The sequence below is a fragment of the Staphylococcus sp. 11007852 genome, assembly GCF_011394325.1.
In the GTDB taxonomy this organism is placed as follows: Bacteria; Bacillota; Bacilli; order Staphylococcales; family Staphylococcaceae; genus Staphylococcus; species Staphylococcus agnetis.
This window is the reverse complement of the sequence record NZ_JAANBJ010000004.1, coordinates 96,445-116,668: the sequence shown is the minus strand read 5'-3', so window position 1 is coordinate 116,668 and position 20,224 is coordinate 96,445. Positions and strand designations below refer to the sequence as shown.

The window sequence follows — 20,224 nt, the reverse complement described above, 5'->3', positions numbered from 1 at the left end:
GTTAATAAACGCCAAAAAAATAAATCGTCTGCCATTTTTTAATATCATTCTCAATAATACTTTCAAAATATTCTGACTTTGTATAAAATATAAAATAAAGGGGGGACAACATGAAAAAATCACTCTATTTATTATGTTTTGATACGTTGTCAACATTGGGGTCAGGTATTTTCACATTTACATGCAGTTTTTACATATTACAACAAACGGGATCGGGTTCGATATTTGGAATGTATCTCGCATTATTGGCAATTGTTAATACGATTGCGATGCCATTGATTGGGAATGTCATTGGACGACATCGCAATAAAACCATCTTATTTATCGGTCAAATTGGCAGTATTCTCGCTTTAACAAGTTTTACATTATTTTATAAGGGTCATTATCAAGTTATCTTTCTTTTAATGATGGTACTTGTTGTCGTAGATGTTAACGTTAAAACGATTGTTACCTCTAATTTAAAATGGATTACAGGCGATTATTTAGAACGTGTCATCTCCTTAAGGCAATTGATTCAATCCGCTTCAATGCTCGCTTCACCCATCATTGGTGGTATTTTAATTTCATTTTTAAATATACAACAAGTTGCATTCATTAATATTGTAACTGAAAGTGTAGCGCTTATATTTATTTTCTTTTTAACGTTTAAACATGGACAAACGCAAACTGAAAGACAAACGTTTTGGGGAGATTTTAAAGCAGGGGTACAGTATCTACATCAAATGACAGAAGTGAAATATTTGTTAATCATTGCCGTTTTTCTGAATTTTATTATGAATGTTCTTATCGTAGGTGTACCGATATTGATTGTTCAAAAACTCTCACTGAGTGCCAAGCATTTAGGTGTAGCTGAAGGTACACTAGGGGTCGCATTAATACTGAGTGCACTTTTATTTACAGTTGTTCCCCTCAAAAAGCATTTGAGACGTAGTTTTTTGTACGCCCTTCTATTACAACAATTGATACTGCTACTGTATATCATAATTAACGTTTTAGGCGCATCATCAATGATAGTTTATAGCGTTGTCATTATAGGGCAGTTATTATTAGGTTTTTCAGTTACACTCGGAAATATTCCGTATCAAATTCTTTTACAAAATACGGTAGATGAAGCATTTAAGTCGCGTGTATTTTCAGTCAATCAAAGTCTCTCTAGTGCACTCGTTCCATTATCATATGTATTATTTGGGTATTTATTGCCGTTGTCATTTTTACTTACGTTTGCAGGTTGTGCAATTGCAATGGCAGTGTTGATAGTGGTGTTTATCAATAAAATATATGGTCAGACATTTGAAGCAGCAAGCTAGCCCTTCGATACAGTATGATGCAGATAAAGTTATTTGTTAAAATTATCAATCTATATATTATTTTTAAATTGTTTAAATAGGGTATATATAAATATAACGTGTGAGGTTGAATAAGGAGTGCGAAAATGATGAGAAACTATTACAAATGTACGGTACCACTTGTTATTGCTAGCACGATGACTTTAGGATTAATGGCACCTTCCATAGATGCAACAACACCATCTTCAGAAACACCGTCCCAAGTGACAACGGCAGAGGCAAATGTGCAACTGAGTCAACAACAAAAAGTTGCTTTAGCATATTATATTCAAGGCTATGATCAATATACCTTTACTCGAAATGACATTCAAAAAGGTAAATTTACGGTGACATGGATGAGTGGTGAAAAGCATGTGTATCCATTAAACAAAATCACGTTGGTGAAACAACCTAAAAAGGTAAACAACATTGAATTGATGCCAGGTGCACCGAAAGATATGGTCTTTTATCAAGTGTTACCTGCAAAAGGGAACTTTGCTACAATTGTAGGCGTAAGTAATTCGCAAGTTGTGATTGGTGGTACACAAAATGCATCTTCGTATAAAGATTTCTTAAAAGGTGCGAAAGTACAAGATATGTCTACGCTATATCAACAGTATCATAAAGATACGATGTATTCACTTATAGCCAATAAAATGGTGGTTACGACTACCTTTCCGAAATAACGTAATAAAATGAATGACCTCACACACATAAAAATAAGGGGCCTGGTACGATGAACCGGGCTCCTTATTTTAATCCTATAGCGTTAGAATAATAGCGTTTATTGAGATTGGCCTGTAATGAAATCGAGTTGTTTAACAGTATGCGCATCAAGTGTGCGGTAGGAAATCACGCCTAAACCTTTGACATTTGTTTCAGAAATAACAATTGATCCATCGTCATTCACTTTTTCAACAAAAGCGACATGACCATAATAGCGATCTGCACCAAATTGATTTGGTTGGAATACCACAGCATTATGTGGTTGAGGCGTGTCAGTCACTTTGTAACCTTTAGTTAAAGCGTTATAGCTCCAATCACTGGCATTACCCATATCACTTGCGATATGCGCATTATATTGCGCCATTCGGTGATAAACGTACCATGTACATTGTCCTTGCGGGTAGTTTGCTTTACCTCCTGCAACTTTAAAAGGTTGGAAATTTACATTTCGCAGAGTAGCAGGTTTTTGTACAGTACCTTCCGAAAGTGGGCTTGCTAATTCTGGATTGTCATAGCGTTCAAGGTCGTACGTTTCAATTAAATGAATTAATTTTTGATCATAGTCTGGATCTGTTGCATAAGTGCCAACTAATCCTTGTGCGGCTTTTTTGTAGTTATTGCTTTGACTTTTCCATACATTTTTATATATTGTAGGATTACCATCAATACCTTTTTTAATTAATGAAGCATAATCATTTAACGATTCTTTATCGCTCGGATATTTTCGGAAATCTGCAGTAATTTGATACATGTGTTTGCCATCTGATTCTAGTGTTTGAAACGGTACAGATGCGCCTTGATATTGCCCTTTCATTCCGAATAAATTATGATTGGGCGCTTTAGATAAATCACTGCGTCCAGAATCGGATTCGAGCACAGCTTGCGCAATCATCACTGATGCATAAATGCCTTCATTTTTAGCGATGTGATGTGCATGTGGTGCGATTTTGTTAATGAATGCACGTGTTTCCGGGTCTTCTATGACACGCAGTTGCGTTTTGTTGCCTTCAGGTTGTGTTTGAAATAGTGTTGTTTGACGTGTTGGTTTTGTCGCTTTATCAGACGCTTGTTGTGGTGCGTGGTCACGTGATGATGTTAAATCATCTTTTGAAGGGAGTTGTGGGTTCTCTTTTTGGTGATCAGTTTGAGGCGCCTCTTTATGAGACGAATTTTGTTCATTGTCACCATATTTTTTGAAAAATGCATCCATTCCTTCAGTTGAAGTTGTATGATTGTGAGTACGCGTTTCGGATGGCGTATTGCGTGCATCTTCAGTAGTATGATTGTCTGAAGTCGCATGAGCGACAGGTGTGAAAGAGGGCGCGACAAGCGTCGTCGCGATGAGTGTTCGAACTACATAATGTCTTTTCACTTAAGTGCTCCTTCCTTGATCATAATACGTTTGGCTTTGCCGACTAATAAAAATTTACACGTAAAACGGTGGGGCATAAAGACTTTTTACAAAAAATTAATGAATTTTTAAAGTTTAGAAATTTCAAATATATACATTTTAAATTTTACATGATTATAATAGATTAATAAAGACTTTTTCATTTTGAGGTGAAATTATGAAAAAACCCATCGATGTGTTTGAGATGGATGTGAAACAACTTATAAAAAGTCCTTTCGCTTGGCTCGTTGTGATGATATTAACGTTGTTACCAGCTTTATTCGTATGGTATGACTTGAGTGCCAATAAAGACCCATTTCAACAGACCCAACATATGAAAATAGGGGTGGTCAATGAAGACCAAGGCACACAAATTCAAAAGCGCAAAGTGAATATTAGTAAAGAAGTAGAACAACAATTGAAAACACAATACAAGTGGGATTGGCAGTTTGTAGACCGTCAAACTGCGGATAAAGCACTAAAACAAGGCGATTATGTTGCTGTTTTATACATACCTCAAACCTTTTCAAAGGATGTTACGGGCATTATACGTCAAAAACCGAAACAAACTACGGTAACCTATCACGTCAATGAAAAAGTTAATGCGATTACACCTAGACTCACTGATGCGACAATGGGTGAAGCTATTAAACAAGCGGATGCCTCTTTTAATCGTTCAGTGATGAAAGTATTGTTAGATGAAGCTAATCAACAGGGGATTCACCTTGAAGATCAATTACCGTCGTATCAAAAAATCCGAGATAGTATTGCTATTGCAAATGAGACATTGCCTAAAATTGAGCAGTTCAAACAATCGATGATAACATTAGATCAACAATTGAACAGCTTAGAGCAGCATACAGCGACATTGCAACAGGCTGATCAATATAAAAATGAAGCGATGGCAGCAACACAAAATTTAAATCAAGTGCATCAACAAAATCTTGCAACGTATGGACCTGTACTGAGTGGTCAGGCTAACGATATATCCGTTATAACGGGACAGTTGAATGAAGCGTTACCGCCATTATTCAATCAATATGATACGGTGAGAGCAGGATTAGAAAATAATGAACCGGGTGCGCGAGAGGCGTTACATCAACTGGCACAATCACTGGAAAGAGATTTGCCTTCTGTTGAAAATGAGGTCGCTGAGGCTAACAAAACGTTTGAAACGTTAGATAAAGATAATACACTTGAACATATTGTTAAATTGATGCGCACGGATTTGAAAAAGCAAGCGGGTGTCGCATCCAATCCTATTCATATTGACCGTCAAAGTCAATTCTCAGTGGAAAACTTTCAAAGTGGTATCACGCCTTTTGTGACGTCTTTAGGATTATGGCTTGGCATAGTGCTCACAATTTTAATCATTCCAACACGCCATGCTTACGACATGACATCGGAAACATTAACGTCAAGACACCATTTTCTTGGGAGACTGGGTATATATACCTTCATTACTTGTATGCAATTTGTAGCCATTTTAGTTGCGTTGATAGGTATTTTGAATATCTCAATGCAAAGTCATTTATTATTTATTGGGATGACGATGTACATTGGATTGATGTATATGTTAATGATTTATTCCATCGTGACCTTGTTTGGCAAGGTTGGTAAAATGATGACGGTATTGCTCCTCGCATTTCAATTTGTGGGCACGGATGGATTATTTCCTATCAACGTGTCACCATTATTCGTACAACACATTCAACCGTATTTACCGTTTTATCATAGTTTTAAAATTTTAAGAGAAGCGGTCGGCGGGGTAGTGTATGATGTATTAATAACTGAAACAGCTTGGCTTGGTTTATACGGATTAATTATTTTTATGGTGGCTTTTATCATATATCCATGGGTACGTCGCCCATACTTAAGACGCATCGAAAAACGAGGGCAATCTAAATTGTTTAAATCTTCCTTATAAAATATCAATTGACACTAAGATAATTTAAAAGATTGAAAAAAGCAGTAGCGCCTAAAATCGCTACTGCTTTTTGTTTAAGGTTGTTTGTGGTTGGCATTTGGTGTGTTATTATTTGGTTTTGGTGCAGGCTGTGTTGTTTGAGGTGGTTGTGGTTTTGGTTGTTCAGATGATGCAGGTTGTTGTGACGGTTCTGAGGTTGATGGTTTTTCTTGAGTAGGTGCTTTCTTAGGTTTTTGTTCAGTTGATGGTTCTTTTGGCTTTCGTGGTTCTGGTGTCGGTTGTACAGGGGGTTGGTAGGTTGGTTGTTGCGTCGTGTGATATTCTTGCGTCGGTTGCTCAAAGTATTGTTCTGATGTTGCTTCTTCAGTAGATTTATCTTCAGTTGATGGTTCCTTTTTATCATGTTTCTTTTGTTGTTCTTGCTTTTGTGCACTGTCATCTGTACGTGATTCATGTGTAAATGCTTTTATCGAAACTGCGACTAAAGCGACAATAAGCAACAAAATGACGATGGCAGATACAATTTTTTTCATGATCGTGGTAGCCTCCTTCAATCAGCCTTTTCATTAATTATAGTATAGCGAATAATACCCCAATTCGTAAGAGGTTAATCTCTTATTAGAATGTCATGCGATTTTAAAATGATAAATCCATATTTATAGCAATGTTTTAAATTTCAGAAGAAGTTCAACCTCAGTTTATATAAAAAGGAGCCTCATAATGAGACTCCCGTTGGTCATTCATTAGAATGAATGATACGATCCTATTTTAAGGATCCGAACTGCATATATAATGCAATTGCTCGCTTGAGATCGGCATAATTCAATTGATCATACCGCTGAGCTTCTCGAAAGCACGCTAAAATCTCATCAGACGTATGAAGTCCTTCAGGGAACTCAGCGTGTGCATGTATATGCCGTGCCAAATCACCTAAGGGCGTATCATCTTCTAAGAAATCTTGCATGTAATCATAAAAGCTCAAATAATTCACCTCATTTACGAGCCGAACTATATTATAGCACAAATTAAGGATAGTGATTCAAAAAAATGTAGTCATTGGCGTGTAACGATAAAAATGATTCGTAACAGAGATACCTTTTAATGCATTCCAGAATAAGTATGGTCTCTACTCTATATCACCATTCCTTTAGAAAGATTTACATTTCATTCTTCATGAATAATGTTAAACTAATAAGTAATACGGCATAGATAAAGAAAGGGAGTCAGCGATGATAGAAGCAAATGAAATTTTAGACAAAATGAAAAATCAAAAAATAAATTATGATAAAGTATTACGAAAAATGATTCAAAATTGGGAACGTGAAGGAGTAAGACCTAAAATTTTACTACATAGTTGTTGTGCACCTTGTAGTACGTATACGTTAGAATTTTTAACACAATATGCAGATATAGCGATATATTTTGCGAATCCGAATATTCATCCTAAAAATGAATATTTACGTCGTGCGAAAGTGCAAGAGCAATTCGTACACGATTTTAATGAGCGTACAGGCGCAAATGTGAAATATATCGAAGCCCCTTATAAACCACATGAATTTATGAAAATGGCAAAAGACAAAGGTGTCACGGATGCACCAGAGGGTGGCGCACGATGTTCCGCTTGTTTTGAGATGCGTTTAGATATGGTGGCGCAAGCAGCGGTAGACTTTGACTACGACTATTTTGGTAGTGCAATTACGTTGTCACCTAAAAAGAATGCCCAATTAATTAATGGCATTGGACTTGAAGTTCAAAAATTGTATGATGTGTTTTATTTACCGAGCGATTTCAAGAAAAACAAAGGTTATGAACGTTCGATAACAATGTGTCAAGAGTATGATATTTTCCGTCAATGTTATTGCGGATGTGTATTTGCGGCACAACAACAAGGGATTGATTTTAAAACAATTAATCGCCAAGCAAAGTTATTTTTAGATAGCATTGAGAAGTAATTGTAAAGATGATATGTCTCTTTTGTAATTAGTTTAGTAATGATTTAAACACATAAATATTATTGTGATATAATATTTGTTGTGTTTTAAATCTTGTTTTTAACTTTAACCTAGCTAAACGAAAGAAGGCACGACATATGATTGGTAAACAGAAGTTTTTGGTTGCGTGTTTATGTCCTGTTTTAGTAGCAGGATGTGGCATGCAGTCAAAAGCGGAAGACGATATTTTAGATGTAGAACTTCCACTTAAAACAACCCATATCGCACCTTATGAATCCGATGCATCGGTCAAAATGGGGGCGACTGAAACACTTTTTAAAGTCACAGATAATGGCACCATTCAACCTCATTTAGTCAAACATTATCAACAAGTGACACCACATACGCTTAAACTCACTTTAAAATCTCACATATATTTCCAAAATGGCGTACGTTTAACTGGAGAAAAAGTTAAGCATAGTTTAGAACAAGCACTAGCCAAAGGAGACTTATTAAAATCAACATTGCCTGTGAAACATATTTCCTCGGACGGGCAGTCATTAACGATTACAACGTCAGAACCTTATCCACAATTAATTTCTGAATTGGCAAGTCCATTTTCTGCAATTTATGACACGGAGGCAACTGAGAATGTTGCGCAACACCCGATTGGGACAGGGCCTTATGAGATTACTTCATATACTCCATCAAAAGGGATGACGCTAAAGCCGAATCGCCATTATTGGAACGGTAAGCCAAAACTTAAAGGTATTCGCGTGACGTATCAAGAAGATGGACTCACAAGGGTGAATCATTTAGAAGCAGGGGCAACGGATGTCATTACAGATGTGCCTGCGACGAATGTCGATCGTTTAAAAACAAATAAAGCTATACGCGTGCAACATGTGAGTGGCTATCGGACTCAAATGGTGCTCTATAACCATGAGAGTGCTAAAATGACATACTCTGTACGACAGGCCATAGATAAGGTGATAAATCGAGACGGCATTGTTAAGGCAATGTCACATGGTTATGCCACGCCGGCTAACGGTCCGTTTAATTCACATTTGGATTTTATTTCACATAAAGAAAGCCCAAAACAAAATATTGAAGCTGCACGTCACATAATGGCACGCGCCGGTTATAGCAATGCACATCCGCTTGACATTAACGTGATGACTTATGATGGGCGACCTGAACTTTCAAAAATTGCACAAGTACTACAATCTGATGCTCGAAAAGCATATATTCATATTCATTTACGCCAAGTGGATGATATTGAAAGTTTTCTCAGTCATAAACAACAATGGGATGCCTCGCTTTATAGTATAGGGACATATCCTCGGGGAGATACCGGTTACTTTTTTAATCAAGCCTATTTAAAACAAGGGGGCATTAATAAAGGCGGTTATCATAATGGTGAAATTGCGACATTAATACATCAATTGAACCATACGGTACAACATCGAGAAAGAAATCAATTATCGAATGAAATTATTCAAAAATCTCAACTTGCAGTGCCAAATAGCTATATTTCATACAATGATACGATTCATGCTTTAAGTGCGCATGTACATCATTTGAAAACAACGCCGAACGACATTGTACTTATTGATGAAAAGGTGGCCATCGATCATGATAAATAAATTGTTACGCCATCGCTTCATACATATGGTTCTGATTTTATGGGTGCTATCTACAATCACATTTATTCTAATGAAAATCACGCCTGGTGATCCTATTAGTCAACAATTATATGCAAATGACGTTCATGTATCTCAAGCACAATTAGATCATATGCAACGCGCACACGGCTTAAATCAACCGTTTCTACTCCAGTACCGCTCATGGTTAGGTCATATTGTGCGATTTGATTTTGGACGCAGTTACCAAACGGGTGCAGATGTCATGTCAGCGATTTTACAATATGCACCACCGACAATACTATTAGCGCTACTTACAATTTTTGTCGTGTTATGTATATCTCTACCACTTGGGATTGCTGCTGCTTGGCATCATCAACGGACGTTGGACTATACGATACGTATAGGGACGTCGATAGCGGTCAGTGTTCCCTCGTTTTTCTTAGCGATTTTACTATTATATGTATTTGCGGTTCGCCTACAATGGTTACCTATTGCAGGATTTTCATCACCATTGCATTTGATTTTACCCGTGACGGCATTGAGTGTAAGTATGTGTGCTTATTACGTGCGGTTAATTAGAATAACTCTATTGTCGCTATACCAAAGTAGAGAAGTTGAAATGGCGCGTTTTAAAGGCGTGTCCGAATGGTTTATTTTAGTGCATGTCGTTCTCAAACCCACATTAATCCCAGTCATAACGATGCTTGCATTATCAATGGGGAGCCTCATAGGTGGCACAGTGGTCATTGAAAATATTTTTGGCATCCCAGGTTTAGGACAATTTTTGATGGAGAGCATTCGCGCGCACGACTATCCTGTAATTCAAGGCATTGTATTATGTTTAGGTGTCGTTGTAGTGTTCAGTAATACCGCTGGTGACTATGTCGTTTCAAAATTAGATCCAAAACGACGTCAATCGCATGTTAAAACCTCAAAACATCATATAGACGTTATGCATAAGGAGGGGATGTAATGCGACATGCAATACCTAAAATAGTATGGATTTTATTGGGCTATGTCAGCGCCATTGTGATTGCGCAGTTTCTAGTGGATCCGAAAACGGCATATGACGTGCAACTTAATCATATTTTTGAACCGATGAGTGTGTCGCATTTACTAGGTACAGATGATTATGGACGAGATCTTTTTACAAGAATCGTTATTGGAGCACGTCAAACGTTAATTGTTAGTTTACTCACACTGATGTTGAGTGTATGTATCGGTGTGCCTTTAGGTCTGATTTCAGGTTATTTGGGTGGTAAAGTGGATACGTTAGTTATGCGTATCGTCGATATTGGTTTAGGAATACCAGAATTTATTTTAATGATTGCGATGGCGAGTTTTTTAACACCTAATATTTGGAATTTAGTCATCGCGATGGCGTTATTAAGATGGATGATGTATACACGATTGACCCGTCAAATCGTGGCCGGTTTAAATCGTGCGCAGTATGTACAAATGGCACAATTATTACAAGTACCGCATTGGAAAATTCTCACCCAGCATATGTGTCCACACATCTTTTCATCAATGCTCGTTATTGCCATTGTTGATTTTGGGAAGATCATGTTATACATTTCGGCGCTGTCATTTCTTGGGCTTGGTGCGCAACCGCCAACACCTGAATGGGGAGCAATGTTAAATGCTGGTAGAGATTATATGACATCAAAACCACTAATGATATTGGCACCAGCATTATGTATCACTGTAACGATACTGCTTTTCCAACTTACAGGTGATGCTTTAAGAGATTATTTTGAAAGGGAGCGACATTAAAGTGACTGCGATTCATTTGAAAGTTAAACAACTTATCGTCACACAAAACGCCAAACGTTATCTCGACATCTCTGACTTCATTGTACGTCAAAACCGTGTGACCGCATTAATAGGTCCAAGTGGCTCAGGTAAAACATTATTTACGAAATCCTTATTTCATCAATTACCATCATCGATGCATATTGAGCATGTGGCGTTCCAATATCATACAACGGATATGACAGATTTGAAATCATTGTTAGGTAAGCATATCGGTTATGTAAGTCAAGATTATTTATATACATTTAACGATCACACCACGCTAGATAAACAATTAGAGCAACTCTATCGCTACCATAAACCTAGTTCAAAAATTGACGCACAACGTAAAATACAACAAGCATTGGAGTGGGTAGGTTTAGGTGAATTAAATTTAAAAAAACGCTATCGATTTATGTTGTCTGGTGGGCAATTACAGCGTCTAGCAATCGCAAGTGTCATGATGTTAGAACCTGAAATGATTATTGGCAGATGAGCCCACAGCTTCGTTAGACGTAGTAAGTGGCGCACGGATCATTCAATTACTTCAACATTTAGTTGAAAAGCATGATGTTACGCTAGTCATCATCACACATGATTTGGCGCATGTCGCACAGTTGTGTGATGATCTGTATATTATCGATCAAGGTAAAATCGTGGCTTCGGGACCGTATAAAACATTTAATCGTGCACACGAACATCCACTAGTCTCACAATTGTTCCAATACCGTCACGCGATTCAAAGGGGGCAAGTTCGGTGATTCAACTTAAAAATGTTTCTTTAGGTGATACAGCGCAATGGCGTTTACGTCACATCAATTTAACGATTAAAGATGGTGAAAAAATTGGCATTATCGGTGAGAGTGGCTCGGGCAAAACGTCTTTAGGAGACCTGCTTATTGGCATACAAAGACCGACGGAAGGCGTTATTCACCATGACCTTCAAATACGCTTGCCGATTTTTCAACAAGCGTCATTGGCCTTTAATGCGAAACGAACACTTGGTGATTCTTTAGAAGAAACACATATTTTAGCACCAACGCGACAAAGCAGTGTTCATGAACGATGTATGCATTATATTCAGCAATTTGGATTATCGTCGGATATTATGAGACGGTATCCTTATGAGGTGAGTGGGGGACAATTACAACGCCTGAATATGATACGCACAATGATTGTTGAACCCGATTTAATTGTTTGTGATGAAATCACTGCGAATGTCGATGTATTAGTTGAACAAGATATGATAAAGCATTTGAACAAATATCATAACGACACGGGCAAAACGCTCGTAATCATCTCACATGACCTTGCTTTTTTATCACAGTGCGTTGAGCGCTTCGTTGTATTAGAAGATGGTTATTGTGTTGATGATTTTCATATTGACGACATGTTTCACGCATCGCGAAGCATGACAACAAAAAGATTCATTGAAGTTTATGACCCGCCACCAATAAAATAAAAAAACGGCTCAAATTCATTTGAATTTAGAGCCGTTTTGATTTGTGCTAAAACACGTCACCCGCTTGTGGTTTAACCTATTAATTTTACTTTTTCATGATGTCTTTATAAATCATATCTCCAATAATTTTAGACGCTTGACCGTTTTCGATGGAACAAAAGCGATTATAAAACGCGTCAATATTTGGAGCGTATTGAGATTTAATATCATCTAATTGTTTTAAACCTTCAATCAGTTCATCCGCTTTTGTATAAATAGGACCTGGTAAATCTTTGTGATAATCAATATAGAAACCACGCAAATTTTTATCATATTTTTCAATATCGTAAGCGAAGAAAAATTGGGGTTTTTTCAATATACCATAATCAAACATTACAGAAGAATAATCTGTAATTAATGCATCACTAATTAAATATAGTCTAGAAATATCATTATAGTGAGATACATCAATTGCAAAATCTTCGTAACCATTTAAATCAATTGCATTCGCAATTAAATAATGCATACGTAATAAAATCACATAGTCGTCGCCAAGGGTTGCTTGAAGTTTAGGCAAATCAATTTTTAATTCGAATGTGTATTTTCCTTTTTTAATAAATTCGTCATCACGCCATGTTGGAGCATACATGACGATTTTTTTACCTTCTGGAATATTCAATTCTTCTTTGATTTCTTTGTGAAGTTGTTCATCTTTTGCGCGGTTTACTAAGATGTCATTTCTAGGATAGCCAATTTCTAAAATGTTTTCTTGAGACATCCAAAATGCCGATCTAAATATTTCAGATGAATAACGGTTCGGTGAAATTAAATAATCCCAACGCGATGTTTCTTTATTAAAGTTTCGTTTGTAAAGAGATGTTGTTGTACCTGGCATACGTACGACTTTCATATCATTAGCTAGACGTTTTAAAGGTGTACCATGCCAAGTTTGAACGTAGGTTTGATTTGGTTTCTTATTTAAAAACAATGGGATACGTGCATTTGACACCCAAACTTTTGCTTCTGAGTATGCATTATAATAAGCTTTAGTATCTTTTTTTACTTTAGATGCACTGCCAGGAAGCTGACAATTTTCTGGGTCTTTGAGTATCCATTTGTAATTTAATTCGGGATAATGATGTTGCATATATTCATAAATATATTTTGGACTATCACTATAGTTTTTACCACCAAATGATTCAAAGATAACTGTTTTATCATTAACGTTCTCTTCTTTATCTGTTAAGAAATACTCAGAACGTTCTTTTCCTTTTTGTCGTAATGCAATACGTTTGGCATGACGCGTGATAAAGCGAAATTTGTTAATTCGCAAAGCAAGTTCGGGTTTTCTTAGAGCAAATGCTAGCATTTCTAATCCGAAGAGCAACTTTTTCTCAGTGATGATTGCGACATTTAAGTGACGTGCAACCTTAATAAGCGCTTCAGTATGCAATTGACTGCGACGTGGTGTTTCATCTAGATTTGGCATAAAATCTTGATGCAATTTTTGAATCATCTTTTCCTTAATGAAAGCACGCACAGGTCCTTTTTTTACTCGGGATAATGCATCGATAAAACTGTTTACATAGTCTTCAAATAAAATGTCGAAACTTTGTTCAGATAATGTATTCGTTTCAAAAGGATCGTAAACTTCTCCCTTAAAGTAAAATGGGAAGTGTGTGATACGTACAAAGTTGTGTACATATTGAACGTATTCAAGGATAAACGACCAATCGCTATATACTTTCAATGATTCGTTGAATTGAATATTATGAGCTTTAACAATTCCGGTTCTAAAAATAATGTTACAAGCTGTATGTTTTCTTAAAAATGAATTGGGATTACTTTTTGTATCAAAATATTGAACTTGTACGCGATCTTGATCAACAAATTGAGGCATCTTAAGGCTAAATTCATGAATTGGAGCAACTAAACCATCCAAACCATTCAAATGCTTAAGATAAAAATTGACTGCATATGTCGCTAATTTGTCGTCAGCATCTACAAACATAAAGTAAGGTGTTTCTACGTGTGTTAAACCCACGTTTCTGGCATGCGCATGGCCATGATTTTTGTCTAATTTTACATATTTAATTTCCTTATCGTAATCCTTAAGCGCATCCTTCATTAATTGTTCACTGTTATCCGTAGAACCATCATTGATAAAAATAAGGTCAAATGATTGGTTTCGTTGGCGTTTCAAATAGTCAATACACGACTCTATATACTCTGCTGAGTTATAGAATGGCACTATTATTGATAGTGCATTCATAAAGAATCATCCTCTCTTTGCAATACTAATTCTTTCGTATTATAGCATTTATTAAAGATATAAAATAGCGGTTATCCTTTCCTATATACAATATATAGATTATACGTTCGATAAAATTTATTTGAATGATTGTTGGTATACTAATTATAGGTTGCATTTAATAAAATATAATCGTAAACATAGTTGCTAGTGGGAGGGATTGGTTTTTAATAACATTTTATATATGTTTAAATATAACAAAAGACTTAAAAATCTGTTGTTAATTATTTTTGTTTTGTGAATTGGATTAAATTGTATAATTTGAATCTAAAGATAAGTGTGAAAAGGAGACTCTGAACTCCTGAGTTTATTTGGTTGTATCGAAGTTTAATACATACCTAATTTATAAAGTCATTTTTCGTATCTCAAAATATGAATGACTTTAATATTAATATCCAAATTGAAATTATAAAAAAATTCAAATAGAGGATAAGAGTTGTTAATAAGTTAATAGCTTTGGTAAAATTAAAAAAATATCAAAATTGTGGGTGAAAATGTGGGAAAATTAATTTCAGTTATTATACCTGTATATAATAAAGCATCATTTTTGGAACGTTGCATCGAATCATTAGTTCACTTGAAAAATCACGCATCTGTTGAAGCTATATTTGTAGATGATTGCTCAACAGATGGTTCCTTGGAAATTATAAAGCGCTATGAATCAAAATATGAAATGATAAGATGTGTTGAACTCTCAGAAAATACAGGTGGCCCAGCAGTACCACGTAACATAGGTATGGAGCAAGCTCAAGGGGAGTACCTTACATTTTTAGATGCTGATGATTGGTTAGATCATGAATATTTTACTGAATTTGTTGAACGAGTCAAGATAGACGATTCAGATATTGGATTTGGACGAACGTTCAAACATACCGATAAATCTATCTCTCAAGTTGCACGATTCCAATCTTACGACAATTTATCAGGACTTATACCTTATGAAATTGAAAAAGTTTTTCGTGCTGTAGGTCCACCGGGTAAAATTTTTAAAAAAGCACTTATTGAAAATCATAAATTAGAATTTAAGCATTGGAAATATGGGGAAGACAAATTATTTTTTATTGAATTAATATCGAAAGCAGCGTCAGCGACAATGACTACTTTACCTGTATATCATGTTAATCGTTATAGCCAAAATATTTCTTTAGTAAAGTCAACTACACCCTTTGAAAAAGCTAAAATCAACTATAGCTTATTAAAAGAAATCATTAATCTAAATATACCTTATGTAGCAAAGATGTATGCTGTTTCAAGGTTTATGGAATTAGATTTTATGAGCCGCTTCTTTTTTACTAAAACTTTTAATAAAGCTCCAAATAAAAATGATTTTTATGAATTATTTAAAAAAGCGTGTGATTTGATCGAAGAAACAGGAATACCTATGGATGCACTTTTTACGATTGAAAAGTATAAAGTTGCTTACCAATTTTTTAAGGAAAATCAAATTTACGAGTTTGAAAACTTCGTGAAAACGTTGGTGGAAGATGATACATTTTCTCGATATATTGAAAATGGAATCGTACACATTGATACTTCAAATAGAGTATTCCCTACGATAGAAGTCCTATGTTACCCTGTATATCAAGGAACACAGATATCAAATGGTGAAAAATTTGAAGTGATAGAGGTATTTAAACCGGAAAACGTGTCAATTAGAGGTGTGAGAGCAGTAGAGGTGCGTAATGATATAAACGAAATGGTAATTCCCTATAGTTTAAAAGGCAATAAAATTTATATCCCATCTGAAGCATTACAATTCCACACAGAGATACCATTCAATATTGCTATTGATTATTTAAAGTATGATACAGAAATGGTTTTTGCCACATACCCCTCTACGCAAACAGAAAATGTTATGAAAAGAAAAGCTTTTAAAGTTGAATTTTCTCCACTAGATAGTATTAAAATTGGGGATAAACGTTATTTTAAACATGCTCCTGAAAAAGTAGTTGTTTTAAAAAAAATAAAATTGTACCAAGATGTTGACTTTAATACTATGATATCTGTGGTAGAACCGGGTACGTTTTTTAAAATTAAAGGAGTTACAAATTCTTCAAATGGTATACCACGGTTAGAAACAATAGACGGACATATTTTAACGGCCAATATTGACTTTATTGAACCGCTTCAATCTGTTGATGCGACGGTGTATATGACAGAACGGCCACAATTTGTAGAAGTAATCAAAAAATGCAAATTATATACGGATCGTTCATTTAAAAATGAGCCGATTCGTAGCATAAAAGTCGGGGAAAGATTTGAGGTTGAAACGCTTATTTACACTTCTAACCATACTCCGAGAATAAAAACTATTAATGGCGAATATCTTACTGCAAACAAAAATTTTGTTAAAGAAGTATAGAAATATAGTGTTAGAAGGAAGCGAATCTGAATGATGCTTGAACGTGTACTACGTTATCGTATTTTGGTACCAATTATATTTTTCTATTTTGTGATGAGTGTGTTGACTCCCTTAACACATGATGATTTAGAATGGGCAACATCATACGGTACAGAAATGTTAAATTCATTTTATGCGACATTGAATGGTCGATATTTGGGCAATACATTTGAAGTTATTGCGACGAGAATCCCACCTTTTCGTTATGTCATCTATGTTTTATTTTCGATAGGTATATTACTAATTATTCAAAAGAGTGCAGATGATATTTTGGGGGAAGATCGCCAGCCTAGCTACCATTTATTAGTTCTGTTTACCTTGATTTTATGCATACCTGCGACGATTTATAGTCAAATTTATGGATGGTTTGCAGGTTTTTACAATTATGTACCTGCTACTTTTGCCTCGCTTGTCATATTAAGGTATTGTGTTAAATTGATGTATCATAAAACATTGTTATGGTGGGAAATGGTAATTTTGATGATCACTGCTTTATTAGGGCAATGGTTCATGGAGAGTATGACATTGTTTAACGTTGGAATTATTTTGATTGCGACACTAGTCTATTATGTACAATATAGGAAACATTTAAAACAATTTTTAATCGCTTTAATTAGTTCAGTATTAGGCGCTATTATAATGTTTATCAATCCACAATATGTCAAAATTTTTAGTGGACAGTCTGATTATCAAAAAGTGGGCAACAAAGAGGAAGGGTTGTTAAATAGAATATTAAAAACGTTCTTAACGCAATTTCCTGAACATATCATTTATCAATCTATTTTAATATTATTGATTGTCGCTATATTATTAGGCATACTCCTTTATCGTAGTGACATATCACTTGTAATTAAATGGAGTTTGTTTGTAGGACTTGCGAGTGCACCTATTTATACATTTTTTATACGTATACCATTTGATTTGAATTTAAAATTACATGAAACATCCATTGCACTCTTGGATTTTACAATTGCCATTTTATTTTATAGTGTGCTCATTGTGGCAACGTGTTATACATCCGTACCAAAACGTTTAAAGACGTACATAGTTTTATTATTTGTTACAATTCCAATAATGGTTGCACCATTATTAATTGTTCAACCGATTGGACCACGTAACTTTTATTCAGTATTTATTATATTTGTGATGGTGGCGTTTTTAATATACCGATATTTGTTTTTCGAAGGACCACAATGGCAGGGGCTTATTAAAATTTTTGCAATTACTTTCTCAAGTATATATATCATCATGTTTTTAATTATTGCAATTTCTGATCACACAAGAATTGCAAAAATTCATCATGCTACTACTGAAAATCCTAAACTTAAAACGTATTATATGAAACGTCTACCTTTTGAAGATTACATGCAACGATCTTCACCTGAAACGGAGCGCCGGAAAAGAATATTTAAAGAGTACTATGAAATACCTCAAAATATAAAACTCGAATTCCCACCTAAAGTTGGGAAAGACTCATAAAAAGAGGCTATGACATAAGGTATCAGTTCCGTAATAGAAACACCACAAAGATCCTTTGAATGGGATTTTGTGGTGTTTTTCATTTGTATTCTATTGGGGCTAGGAATTATGTCCCTAATCCTTCGTTTTTTTATTTCTTATGGTGTTCCATTTGAACTTCCATTTCGTCAGCAACTTGTTGTACGTGTGTACCTATGATGACTTGAGCTTGATGTTTACCATTTTTCATAATGCCGACAGCACCTGCTGACTTTATTTTTGCTTCATTCATAAGGGTTGTATCATGTAATTCTAAGCGGAGACGTGTTGCGCAATTGGTGAGTGATACAATGTTTTCATGTCCTCCAAGCCCTTCAAGAATGTCAGAAGCGGTTTGAAAGTATTTTGTTTGATGCGCATGTGTTTCATTTGCCGTTAAATTCACTTCGGGATCAGGTATTTCTGTACCACGTCCAGGTGTTTTAATGTTAAATTTAACAATCATAAAACGGAATATGACGTAATACAAGACGAAAAATACTAGACCTTGCAGTATAAGCATCAATGGTGTGTGGGCGATTGGGTTAATTAAAGATAAAATATAATCGATTAAGCCCGCACTGAATGAAAAACCAGCTGTCCATTGGAAAGTTGCCGCGATAAATAACGACAAACCAGTTAAAAAGGCATGGATGACATATAACTGTGGCGCAACAAACATAAACGCAAATTCAATAGGTTCAGTAATCCCTACAACAAAAGCAGAAATTGCGCCTGCTAACATTAAACTAGCGACTTGTTTTTTGTTTTTAGAGTCAGCTGTATGATACATCGCAAGTGCAGCTGCTGGCACGCCAAACATCATAATCGGGAAAAAGCCCGCCATATAGCGCCCTGTAATACCTTCAGTTCCTTTTTGACTTTGGAAATTTGCAATATCGTTTACACCTGCAACGTCAAACCAAAATACGGCGTTTAATGCATGGTGCAATCCTGTTGGGATCAGTAAGCGGTTAAAGAAACCATATAGGCCTGCACCAATAGGGCCAAGACCTAATATAAATTCACCAAAATTCACTAAACCAGAATATACAAATTGCCACACAAATAATAAAAGTCCTGCCAATATAACACTGAACAAAGCGGTCATAATTGGGACGAGTCGTTTCCCACTGAAAAAAGATAATGCGGTCGGAAGTTCAGTTGAAGCAAATTTATTATAAGCATATGCGGCAATTAAACCGACCAAAATACCGATAAACACGTTCCCATTGTTAATATTTGCAAAACCGGCATTGACATCTTTAACAGCGATGTTCAAATAGGCTGCAACATTTTCGGGTTTGAGTAACGTTGTCACCGTAAAAAACCCGACGACCGTGGCCAGCGCTACCGCACCGTCGTTTTTCTTAGCCATACCAAGTCCGACACCAATGGCAAAAAGCAATCCTAATTGACCAATAATACCCATCCCTGCATTGAAAAAGAACGTATACGCAGCATTTGTATTATTTGTAAACGCTGCGATGGTGTTTGCAATCGCTATTAAAATAGCAGCAGCAGGAAGGACAGCAACAGGTAGCATTAAGGATCTACCGATGCGTTGTAAAAAGTTAAGCATATGTACACCTTCTATTCCTAAAATATGAAGTCCTATCAAGCTCAATTGATAAGCACAATCATTATATAATAGCGCTTTCAAATTAGATAGAGGCATGATACAAAATATGCAAATTTGTAATATTGTGGATAATTAAACATGCAGGAAGACATTAACCTAATATGTATAAGTATCAAATGGGACAAAGATAATAGCCTCGATAATGTTTGAACGTATTTTATGCAATAAGCAGATCAGTGACAAAGCTATGAAG

17 protein-coding genes are annotated in these 20,224 nt (G+C 35.6%); 12 read left to right on the top strand and 5 right to left on the bottom strand.

Annotated features, from left to right (window positions below):
- Positions 1 to 110 precede the first annotated feature (110 nt).
- Positions 111 to 1,307, top strand: coding sequence for an MFS transporter (locus G8Y85_RS01025; RefSeq protein ID WP_165805302.1), 1,197 nt, complete (start codon positions 111 to 113; stop codon positions 1,305 to 1,307).
- A gap of 125 nt (positions 1,308 to 1,432) precedes the next feature.
- Entirely contained in the window at positions 1,433 to 2,011 is a 579-nt protein-coding gene (locus tag G8Y85_RS01020) for a hypothetical protein (protein WP_165805301.1), read from the top strand.
- Between the two features lie 98 nt (positions 2,012 to 2,109).
- On the opposite strand, the gene G8Y85_RS01015 is transcribed toward G8Y85_RS01020, so the two are convergent.
- Positions 2,110 to 3,423 carry a glucosaminidase domain-containing protein gene (locus tag G8Y85_RS01015; protein ID WP_234022036.1) on the bottom strand — a complete coding sequence of 438 codons (1,314 nt, stop codon included), beginning with the start codon at positions 3,421 to 3,423 and terminating at the stop codon, positions 2,110 to 2,112.
- Positions 3,424 to 3,619: 196 nt separating this feature from the next.
- Here G8Y85_RS01015 and G8Y85_RS01010 point away from each other — a divergent pair, with 196 nt between their 5' ends.
- Positions 3,620 to 5,368, top strand: coding sequence for a YhgE/Pip domain-containing protein (locus G8Y85_RS01010; RefSeq protein ID WP_165805300.1), 1,749 nt, complete (start codon positions 3,620 to 3,622; stop codon positions 5,366 to 5,368).
- A gap of 74 nt (positions 5,369 to 5,442) precedes the next feature.
- On the opposite strand, the gene G8Y85_RS01005 is transcribed toward G8Y85_RS01010, so the two are convergent.
- Together G8Y85_RS01005 and G8Y85_RS12495 are read right to left on the bottom strand one after the other, a co-directional pair.
- A complete protein-coding gene (locus tag G8Y85_RS01005; protein WP_085622773.1) occupies positions 5,443 to 5,901 on the bottom strand; it encodes a hypothetical protein in 459 nt (152 codons plus the stop codon).
- Positions 5,902 to 6,131: 230 nt separating this feature from the next.
- Positions 6,132 to 6,359, bottom strand: coding sequence for a YozE family protein (locus G8Y85_RS12495; protein WP_157950530.1), 228 nt, complete (start codon positions 6,357 to 6,359; stop codon positions 6,132 to 6,134).
- Positions 6,360 to 6,597: 238 nt separating this feature from the next.
- Here G8Y85_RS12495 and G8Y85_RS00995 point away from each other — a divergent pair, with 238 nt between their 5' ends.
- From G8Y85_RS00995 to G8Y85_RS00965, 7 genes are all read left to right on the top strand, one after another.
- Positions 6,598 to 7,320: an epoxyqueuosine reductase QueH gene (locus tag G8Y85_RS00995; RefSeq protein WP_060551843.1), complete on the top strand. Its 723-nt coding sequence runs from the start codon at positions 6,598 to 6,600 to the stop codon at positions 7,318 to 7,320.
- Positions 7,321 to 7,457: 137 nt separating this feature from the next.
- Positions 7,458 to 8,945 carry an ABC transporter substrate-binding protein gene (locus tag G8Y85_RS00990; RefSeq protein ID WP_165805299.1) on the top strand — a complete coding sequence of 496 codons (1,488 nt, stop codon included), beginning with the start codon at positions 7,458 to 7,460 and terminating at the stop codon, positions 8,943 to 8,945.
- Complete coding sequence (gene nikB / locus G8Y85_RS00985; RefSeq protein WP_165805298.1) at positions 8,935 to 9,918, top strand: nickel ABC transporter permease; 984 nt, start codon at positions 8,935 to 8,937, stop codon at positions 9,916 to 9,918. The genes G8Y85_RS00990 and nikB overlap by 11 nt, the downstream gene beginning before the upstream one ends.
- Complete coding sequence (gene nikC, locus G8Y85_RS00980) at positions 9,918 to 10,721, top strand: nickel transporter permease (protein ID WP_103346301.1); 804 nt, start codon at positions 9,918 to 9,920, stop codon at positions 10,719 to 10,721. Before nikB ends, nikC begins: the two co-directional genes overlap by 1 nt.
- Before the next feature lies 1 nt (position 10,722).
- Entirely contained in the window at positions 10,723 to 11,235 is a 513-nt protein-coding gene (locus G8Y85_RS00975) for an ATP-binding cassette domain-containing protein (RefSeq protein ID WP_165805297.1), read from the top strand.
- Positions 11,225 to 11,500, top strand: a complete 276-nt coding sequence (locus G8Y85_RS00970; protein WP_165805296.1) for an ATP-binding cassette domain-containing protein — start codon at positions 11,225 to 11,227, stop codon at positions 11,498 to 11,500. Before G8Y85_RS00975 ends, G8Y85_RS00970 begins: the two co-directional genes overlap by 11 nt.
- Entirely contained in the window at positions 11,497 to 12,201 is a 705-nt protein-coding gene (locus G8Y85_RS00965) for an ATP-binding cassette domain-containing protein (protein ID WP_103346302.1), read from the top strand. Before G8Y85_RS00970 ends, G8Y85_RS00965 begins: the two co-directional genes overlap by 4 nt.
- A gap of 85 nt (positions 12,202 to 12,286) precedes the next feature.
- Here the strand turns inward: G8Y85_RS00965 and G8Y85_RS00960 are convergent, their stop codons facing one another.
- Positions 12,287 to 14,452, bottom strand: coding sequence for a bifunctional glycosyltransferase/CDP-glycerol:glycerophosphate glycerophosphotransferase (locus G8Y85_RS00960; protein ID WP_103346490.1), 2,166 nt, complete (start codon positions 14,450 to 14,452; stop codon positions 12,287 to 12,289).
- 523 nt (positions 14,453 to 14,975) lie between these two features.
- Here G8Y85_RS00960 and G8Y85_RS12475 point away from each other — a divergent pair.
- Both G8Y85_RS12475 and G8Y85_RS00950 read left to right on the top strand, forming a co-directional pair.
- On the top strand, positions 14,976 to 16,853 hold the full coding sequence (locus G8Y85_RS12475; RefSeq protein WP_165805295.1) for a DUF5776 domain-containing protein: 1,878 nt from the start codon (positions 14,976 to 14,978) through the stop codon (positions 16,851 to 16,853).
- A 30-nt stretch (positions 16,854 to 16,883) separates the two neighbouring features.
- Positions 16,884 to 18,371, top strand: a complete 1,488-nt coding sequence (locus G8Y85_RS00950; RefSeq protein ID WP_165805294.1) for a DUF6056 family protein — start codon at positions 16,884 to 16,886, stop codon at positions 18,369 to 18,371.
- A gap of 130 nt (positions 18,372 to 18,501) precedes the next feature.
- Here the strand turns inward: G8Y85_RS00950 and nagE are convergent, their stop codons facing one another.
- Positions 18,502 to 19,971 carry an N-acetylglucosamine-specific PTS transporter subunit IIBC gene (gene nagE, locus G8Y85_RS00945; RefSeq protein WP_103345170.1) on the bottom strand — a complete coding sequence of 490 codons (1,470 nt, stop codon included), beginning with the start codon at positions 19,969 to 19,971 and terminating at the stop codon, positions 18,502 to 18,504.
- Between the last annotated feature and the right edge of the window lie 253 nt (positions 19,972 to 20,224).

Coding starts and splice junctions, on each gene's coding strand:
- G8Y85_RS00960 (WP_103346490.1), bottom strand. CDS start 14,452: ATGAATGCACTATCAATAATAGTGCCATTCTATAACTCAGCAGAGTAT.
- nagE (WP_103345170.1), bottom strand. CDS start 19,971: ATGCTTAACTTTTTACAACGCATCGGTAGATCCTTAATGCTACCTGTT.
- nikC (WP_103346301.1), top strand. CDS start 9,918: ATGCGACATGCAATACCTAAAATAGTATGGATTTTATTGGGCTATGTC.
- nikB (WP_165805298.1), top strand. CDS start 8,935: ATGATAAATAAATTGTTACGCCATCGCTTCATACATATGGTTCTGATT.
- G8Y85_RS01010 (WP_165805300.1), top strand. CDS start 3,620: ATGAAAAAACCCATCGATGTGTTTGAGATGGATGTGAAACAACTTATA.
- G8Y85_RS01020 (WP_165805301.1), top strand. CDS start 1,433: ATGATGAGAAACTATTACAAATGTACGGTACCACTTGTTATTGCTAGC.
- G8Y85_RS00950 (WP_165805294.1), top strand. CDS start 16,884: ATGATGCTTGAACGTGTACTACGTTATCGTATTTTGGTACCAATTATA.
- G8Y85_RS00995 (WP_060551843.1), top strand. CDS start 6,598: ATGATAGAAGCAAATGAAATTTTAGACAAAATGAAAAATCAAAAAATA.
- G8Y85_RS01005 (WP_085622773.1), bottom strand. CDS start 5,901: ATGAAAAAAATTGTATCTGCCATCGTCATTTTGTTGCTTATTGTCGCT.
- G8Y85_RS00990 (WP_165805299.1), top strand. CDS start 7,458: ATGATTGGTAAACAGAAGTTTTTGGTTGCGTGTTTATGTCCTGTTTTA.
- G8Y85_RS01025 (WP_165805302.1), top strand. CDS start 111: ATGAAAAAATCACTCTATTTATTATGTTTTGATACGTTGTCAACATTG.